Source organism: Burkholderia sp. HMSC10F09, assembly GCF_001806955.1.
Lineage (GTDB): Bacteria > Pseudomonadota > Gammaproteobacteria > Burkholderiales > Burkholderiaceae > Burkholderia > Burkholderia multivorans.
Map to the genome: position 1 here is coordinate 1 of NZ_KV786819.1, position 7,510 is coordinate 7,510.

6 protein-coding genes are annotated in these 7,510 nt (G+C 66.7%); 2 read left to right on the forward strand and 4 right to left on the reverse strand.

The window, feature by feature from the left end:
* The coding region (gene rsxB, locus HMPREF3115_RS20535) for an electron transport complex subunit RsxB (protein ID WP_083302263.1) at nt 1-618 on the reverse strand (618 nt) is incomplete at its 3' end.
* Between the two features lie 154 nt (nt 619-772).
* On the opposite strand from rsxB, the gene HMPREF3115_RS20540 reads away from it, so the two are divergent.
* Nucleotides 773-1,405: a TetR/AcrR family transcriptional regulator gene (locus tag HMPREF3115_RS20540; RefSeq protein WP_006398710.1), complete on the forward strand. Its 633-nt coding sequence runs from the start codon at nt 773-775 to the stop codon at nt 1,403-1,405.
* 85 nt (nt 1,406-1,490) lie between these two features.
* On the opposite strand, the gene HMPREF3115_RS20545 is transcribed toward HMPREF3115_RS20540, so the two are convergent.
* The gene (locus HMPREF3115_RS20545; RefSeq protein ID WP_053296991.1) at nt 1,491-2,987 is read right to left on the reverse strand and encodes a polyhydroxyalkanoate depolymerase; all 1,497 of its coding nucleotides are present in this window, start codon (nt 2,985-2,987) and stop codon (nt 1,491-1,493) included.
* A 209-nt stretch (nt 2,988-3,196) separates the two neighbouring features.
* A complete protein-coding gene (locus HMPREF3115_RS20550; RefSeq protein ID WP_006398712.1) occupies nt 3,197-5,026 on the reverse strand; it encodes a glycoside hydrolase family 15 protein in 1,830 nt (609 codons plus the stop codon).
* A gap of 233 nt (nt 5,027-5,259) precedes the next feature.
* Here HMPREF3115_RS20550 and HMPREF3115_RS20555 point away from each other — a divergent pair, with 233 nt between their 5' ends.
* A complete protein-coding gene (locus HMPREF3115_RS20555) occupies nt 5,260-6,432 on the forward strand; it encodes a lactonase family protein (protein ID WP_006398714.1) in 1,173 nt (390 codons plus the stop codon).
* A 96-nt stretch (nt 6,433-6,528) separates the two neighbouring features.
* Here the strand turns inward: HMPREF3115_RS20555 and HMPREF3115_RS32635 are convergent.
* A partial coding sequence (locus HMPREF3115_RS32635; RefSeq protein ID WP_256276310.1) for a DNA translocase FtsK occupies nt 6,529-7,510 on the reverse strand: 982 nt, incomplete at its 5' end.

Genomic DNA, 7,510 nt, shown 5'->3' on the forward strand with positions numbered 1-7,510 from the left:
CTCGGCCGCGTCGCGCTCGCGGCGCTGGCGCGCGAGCCGGCGATCGTGCCGCTCGCGCGCGGCGTCGGCCTGCTCTTGCGTCCATGCGTCCCAGCCCGTGCGCTCGCCCGTGACGGGCACCATCGCGATACAGTCGACCGGGCACGGCGGCACGCAGAGGTCGCAGCCGGTGCAGAGCGACGCCACGATCGTGTGCATCTGCTTCGGCGCGCCGACGATCGCGTCGACCGGGCACGCCTGCATGCACAGCGTGCAGCCGATGCACAGGTTTTCGTCGATGAACGCGACCGCACGCGGGTGCTCGGTGCCGTTTACGGGATTCAGCGGAATCACCGGCTTGCCGAGCAGGTTCGCGAGGCGCGCGATGCCTTCGGCGCCGCCGGGCGGGCACTGGTTGTAGTTCGCGTCGCCGGCGGCGATCGCCTCGGCGTACGGGCGGCAGCCGTTATAGCCGCACTTCGTGCATTGCGTCTGGGGAAGCAGATCTTCGATGCGATCCGCGAGTGTCTTGGAATCGGTCACGGTGACAACGGGCGCAATCGCGCCGAATGGCTCTCGGCCGCGTCGGACGCGGCCGGAACGGTTTGCCAAACCCCGATTATCGCCGATTTCCCGCATTGCGCTGGACGCCTTCTGTGCGCATAATCGAACCGCTTTTTTGCAGGAGCGCAGCAGGAGGGCGACTGTACGCGGTACGCCCGTTCCAAGGCGGCCGGCGCCGATGCGGTGGGGTGCCGGTCCGGATCACGCGGCTCACACAGCAAAACGCCACATGAATCAGCCAAAAATCAAAAGAGATCCTGAAGGCACGCGCCGTCGCATCCTGATGGCGGCAGCCGAAGAGTTCGCGAGTGGAGGGCTGTTCGGCGCGCGCGTCGATCAGATCGCGCGGCGCGCCGAGACCAACGAGCGCATGCTCTATTACTACTTCGGCAGCAAGGAGCAGCTCTTCACCGCGGTGCTCGAACATGCGTTTTCCGCGCTGACCGAAGCCGAACGCGTGCTCGACCTCGATGGCGTGCCGCCCGTCGAAGCGGTCACGCGGCTCGCGCATTTCGTTTGGGACTACTACCGCGACCATCCCGAACTGCTGCGGCTCATCAACAACGAAAACCTCCACGAAGCGCGCTATCTGCACAAGTCGACGCGCATCCGCGAGATGATGTCGCCGATCGTCGCGATGCTCGGCAACGTGCTGATGCGCGGCCAGAAGGCCGGGCTGTTCCGCGGCGACGTCGATCCGCTGCGCTTCTACGTGACGCTGTCGGGGCTCGGCTACTACATCGTGTCGAACCGCTTCACGCTGGCCGCGACGCTCGGCCGCGATTTCAGCGAAGCCGACGAGCGCGCCGAGATGGTGCGGATGAACACCGAAGTGCTGCTCGCGTATCTGCTGCGGCGCTGAACGAGCGCCCGCGCGATCGGCTTGTCGACAAAAAAGCGCCGCCGTGCTTGCGCAGGGCGGCGCTTTTCTGTGAACGAGCCGCGCGTCATGCGGCCTTGCGCGCGCGTACCGGCTTCGCGCGTGCGCCGCTCGCGCGCTTGGCCGCCGGTGCGGCCTTCGGCGACAGCGCACCCGACGATTTCGCGCGCACGCGTTTCGCGAGCGTGGCCGCAGCCTTCGCGGTTTCGCGCTGCGCCTGGCCGGCCGGGACGGCCGCGAGCGCGGGCGCCGATGCGGCCGGCGTGTCGGACGTGCCGGCCGTTGCGTCCGGGCGATCCTTCGCGCTGCCGTTCTTCGGCTCCGGCGCATGCTCGCGGATGAAGTCGCGCAATTGCGGGTAAATGATCGTGCGCCAGCGGCGGCCGGAGAAGATCCCGTAATGGCCGCACTTCTCGGCGGTCAGGCTGCGGCGCTGATCCTGCGGAATGCCCGTGCACAGCTCGTGCGCGACGTGCGTCTGGCCGCTGCCCGAGATGTCGTCGAGCTCGCCTTCGATCGTCATCAGCGCGGTGTGCTTGATGTCCTGCGGGCGCACGCGTTCGCCATTGACGTCCCACGTGCCTTCCGCGAGGCGGAATTCCTGGAACACGACGCGGATCGTCTCGAGGTAGTACTCGGCGGCCATGTCGAGCACGGCGTTGTATTCGTCGTAGAAGCGGCGGTGCGCTTCGGCGTCTTCCTCGTCGCCGCGCAGCAGGCTCTGATAGAAGTCCCAGTGCGATTGCGCGTGGCGCTCCGGATTCATCGCGACGAAGCCCGTGTGCTGCAGGAAGCCCGGATACACCTGACGGCCTTCGCCCGGATAGTTCGCCGGCACCGTATGGATCACGTTGTTCTCGAACCACGCGAGCGAATGCTGCGTCGCGAGCGAGTTCACCGAAGTCGGGCTGCGGCGCGCGTCGATCGGGCCGCCCATCATCGTCATCGTGAGCGGCGTGTCCTCGCCGCGGCTTGCCATCAGCGAGATCGCCGCGAGCACGGGCACCGTCGGCTGACAGACCGACACGACGTGCAGATTGCGCGCACCGATGTGGCGGATGAATTCCTGGATGTATTCGACGTAGTCGTGCAGATGGAACGGGCCGACCTCGACCGGCACCATCCGCGCGTCGATCCAGTCGGTGATGTAGACCTTGTGATCCTGCAGCAGCGTGCGCACGGTGTCGCGCAGCAGCGTCGAGTGGTGGCCCGACAGCGGCGCGCAGACCAGCACGACCGGTTCGTCCTTCAGCTGCGTGACCGCATCGGCATCGTCCGAATAGCGCTTGAAGCGCAGCAGCCGGCAGAACGGCTTCTCGACGATCGTCTGCTCGACGATCGGGATGTTGTGGCCATCCTTGACGATCTGATGAATGTTGAATTCGGGCTTCTCGTAATCCTTGCCGAGCCGGTACAGCAGCTCGTACGCGGCCGCCATGCGCGGCGCGCCGGGGATCAGCGAAAACGGACTCGACGGATTGGCGAAGGACTTCGACGCGGCCTGGGCCCAAGCCGTGAGCGGGCTCAGCATCGCCCGCTGGAATTCGTGCAGTTGGTAAAGCATGCAGACTACTCCCGCGTGGGGGACGGTGCGCAAGGGCGGCGTGGGGCGTCGCGGCGTGCCGTGTGGGTCATCGTCCGGCAATGTTGCAGTGCAGCCGGACAGTCGTGTCGATCATATCGGACAACGATCCGTGGTGCAATGCAACATTTCCCGGATTTTTCATCAAATTTTTGCGATTTGACGTTCTCTTACCATAGCACCGGCCGCGATCAGCGGCCCGTCGCGGCGGCCGGCGCCGGCTGTCCGGCCGCGCGCGCCATCGCCTCTTCGTGGTGCATCAGGTTCATCGCGGTATGCACCAGCGCGACGTGCGAGAACGCCTGCGGGAAATTGCCGACGAGCCGCCCCTCGACCGGGTCGTATTCTTCCGCGAGCAGCCCGAGGTCGTTCGACAGCGCGAGCAGGCGGCTGAACAGCCGATGCGCGTCGTCGATCCGGCCGAGCAGCGCGTAGTTGTCGACGAGCCAGAAACTGCACGCGAGAAACGTGCCTTCGCCGGGTGGCAGGCCGTCGTCGTACTCGGTCGTGCGGTAGCGCATCACGAGCCCGTCGTGCAGCAATTCCCGCTCGATCGCCTCCACCGTGCCGACGATGCGCGGATCCTCGGGCGGCAGGAAGCCGAGCAGCGGCATCAGCAGCACGCTCGCGTCGAGTTCGTCGCTGCCGTAGCTTTGCGCGAACGCCTGCTTGCCGTCGTGCCAGGCCTTCTCGCAGACGTCCGCATGGATGCGGTCGCGCAGCGCGCGCCAGCGCTCGAGCGAGCCCGGCAGGCGGAACATCTCCGCGGACTTGATCGCGCGGTCGAACGCGACCCATGCCATCACCTTCGAGAACGTGAAATGACGGCGGCCGCCGCGCGTTTCCCAGATTCCTTCGTCGGGTTCCTGCCAGATCTTCTCGAGATGATCGAGCAGCGCGCACTGCACCGACCACACCGTATCGTCGGCCTGCAGGCCGCCCACGCGCGCGAGATGCAGCGCGGCCATCACTTCGCCGAACACGTCGAGCTGCAGCTGGTTTGCGGCGCCGTTGCCGACGCGCACCGGCTTCGAATCCTGATAGCCGGGCAGCCAGTCGAGCTCCATCTCGGGCAACCGGCGCTCGCCCGCGATCCCGTACATGATTTGAATCTGCTCGGGCGATCCGGCCATCACGCGGCCGAGCCACGTGCGCCACGCACGCGCTTCGTCGTAGTAGCCGCCGCGCATCAGCGCGAGCAGCGTGATCGTCGCGTCGCGCAGCCAGCAGTAGCGGTAGTCCCAGTTGCGGTTGCCGCCGATCTTCTCGGGCAGCGACGTGGTGGGCGCGGCGACGATGCCGCCGGTCGGCTCGTACGCGAGCGCCTTCAGCGTGATCAGCGAACGGCGCACGGCGGCCGCATAGCGGCCGCGCACCTGGCAGCGGCCCGACCATTCGAGCCAGTAGTTCTCGGTGCGCGCGAGCATCGACAGCGGATCGCGCGCGGGCGGCAGCCGCAGATGCGAGGGCGCATAGCCGAGCGAGAACGGCACGCGCTCGTCGGCGCTTACCGTGAATTCCGCGAGCGTATGCAGGTTCTTGCCGGTGAGCGGCACCGGCGTGCGCAGCACGACCGTGTCGGGGCCGGCGATCGCCTTCATTCCGTCTTCGCGCGTGAGCTGCGTGACCCACGGGATCGAGAAGCCATAGTCGAAGCGCAGCACGAGTTCCATCCGCATCTTCATCGTGCCGCGCCGGCCGACGACGATGCGCACGAGCTCGGACCAGCCGTTGCCGGGCGGCATGAAATCGACGACGGTCACGGCGCCGTCCGCGCTTTCGTAATCGGTTTCGAGAATCAGCGTGTCGCCGCGATAGCGGCGTGTCGTATGCGTAATCGCGACGTCGGCGGCCGGCGCGATCAGCCAGCGACCGTGCTCGGGTGTGCCGACGAGCGCCGCGAAGCAGGCGCCCGAGTCGAACCGGGGCCAGCACAGCCAGTCGACGGAGCCGTCTTTTGCGATCAGCGCGGCCGTGTGGCCGTCGCCGACGAGGGCATAGTCTTCGATCAGGGCGGGCATGGGCGGGCAAATCCTTGTTTCGGGTTCACAATGCGGGCCGCGGACGGACAGCTTCACGCGCTGGCGCCGCGCCCCGTATACTCGATCGAAGGCGGAGCGCATGACGGCCGGCGTTTCGTCCTATCTCAACACTTGAAGCGACTCGATGCAAGGAGGATTCAATGCCCAACCGTTTACGCGAGCGTGACGCACACGCTTCGACACGAGGGTTCCCGCTTAGGCTCGCTCACTGGATGAAAGGTTTCGCGTTCGTGCTTTCCCTGTCCGCGACCCATGCATTCGCGCAGCAATCGCCGGCACCGGCCGACGGCGTCTACAACCTGCTCGTCGGCACCTACACCGACACCGGCAGCGACGGCATCTACGTGTACCGCTTCGATACGAGCACCGGTAGTGTCGCACCGGTATCGTCGGCGAAGACGGTGAACCCGTCGTATCTGTTGCCGAGCCGCGACGGTCGCGTCGTGTATGCGGTCAACGAACTGCCCGGCGATAACGGGCCCGCGACGCAGCGCGGCGGCATCAGCGCCTTCCGTTTCGATGCGAAGACGGGTGCGCTCACGTTCATCGACCGCGTTTCGTCAGAGGGGAACGATCCTTGCTATTTGAGTCTGTCGCCCGACGGCAAGTATCTGGTGACGGCCAACTATTCGGTCGCGGCCGATCCGGGCGGCAGCTTCGCGCTGTTTCCGGTCCGCGACGACGGCGGCGTCGCACCGGCCGTGCTCAGCGTGCACCACGAAGGGAAGGGGCCCGTCAGAGGGCGGCAGGACAACGCGCACGTCCACTCGACGGTGTTCTCACCCGACGGCCGCTATCTGTTCGTGCAGGATCTCGGTCTCGACAAGATCTACGGCTATCGCTACACGGTCGACGGCAGCCGCGGGCTGATCAGCCCGACCGACACGCGCTATACGCCGGTGAAGGCCGGCGCGGGGCCGCGCCATCTCGTATTCAGTGCCGACGGCCGGTTCGCGTACGTGACGAGCGAGCTGAACGCGTCGGTCGAGGTGTTCGGCTATCACGACGGGAAGCTCACGCCGATCGAGACCGTGTCGATGATCGCGCCCGGCTTCAAGGGCAAGGTCGGCGGCGGCGCGATCCACCTGTCGCCGGACGGCCGCTTCCTGTACGTGAGCAACCGCGGCGACGCGAACGAGATCGTGATCTACGCGGTGAACCAGGCCGACGGCCGGCTGAAGACCGTCGGCCGCCAGTCGAGCCTCGGCCGGACGCCGCGCGAATTCCTGATCGATCCGACCGGCAAATGGCTGATCGTCGGCAACCAGGATAGCGACACGTTCTACGTCTTCGGCCGCGACGTCGGCAGCGGGCAGCTCGCCGCGAATCCGCGCAAGGTGGCGGTCGGCAAGCCGGTCGATTTCAAGCTCGTACCGGTGCAGTAACAACGAACAAGGGCGCTCGCGGCGCCCTTGTTGCTTTCGTGCGGCCGGCCGCGCACCTGGCACGCGCGGCGCAGCCGGCGGTTGCGGCCGAAACGGTCAGTCGGCCGCGGCCGGCACCAGTACCTCGCGGCTGCCGTTGATGCCCATCGCCGACACGAGCCCGGCCGCTTCCATCTGCTCGACGAGCCGCGCCGCGCGGTTATAGCCGATGCGCAGCTGACGCTGCACCGACGAGATCGACGCGCGCCGCGTGCGCACGACGAACGCGACCGCTTCGTCGTAGAGCGGATCGGCTTCCGCATCGGGCGCTTCGCCGAACAGGTCCTGCGTCGCGCCGTCGGCGGCCGGGCCGTCGAGAATCCCTTCCTCGTACTGCGGCTCGCCGAACTGCTTCAGATATTCGACGATCCGGTGCACTTCCTCGTCGGCGACGAACGCGCCGTGCACGCGTTGCGGATAGCCGGTGCCGGGCGGCAGGAACAGCATGTCGCCCTGACCGAGCAGCGATTCCGCGCCCATCTGGTCGAGGATCGTGCGCGAGTCGATCTTCGACGAGACCTGGAACGCGACGCGCGTCGGGATGTTCGCCTTGATCAGCCCGGTGATCACGTCGACCGACGGACGCTGCGTCGCGAGGATCAGATGGATGCCGGCCGCGCGCGCCTTCTGCGCGAGACGCGCGATCAGCTCCTCGATCTTCTTGCCGGCCACCATCATCAGGTCGGCGAGCTCGTCGATCACGACGACGATCAGCGGCAGCGTCGACAACGGTTCGGGATCGTCCGGCGTCAGCGAGAACGGGTTGCCGATCTTCTTTTCCTTCGCCTCGGCGTCGCGGATCTTCTGGTTGAAGCCCGCGAGATTGCGCACGCCGACCGCCGACATCAGCCGATAGCGCTTCTCCATTTCGCCGACGCACCAGTTCAGCGCGTTCGCGGCGAGCTTCATGTCGGTGACGACCGGCGCGAGCAGGTGCGGGATGCCTTCGTAGACCGACAGTTCGAGCATCTTCGGATCGATCATGATCAGCCGCACGTCGTCGGGTGTCGCCTTGTACAGCAGCGACAGGATCATCGCG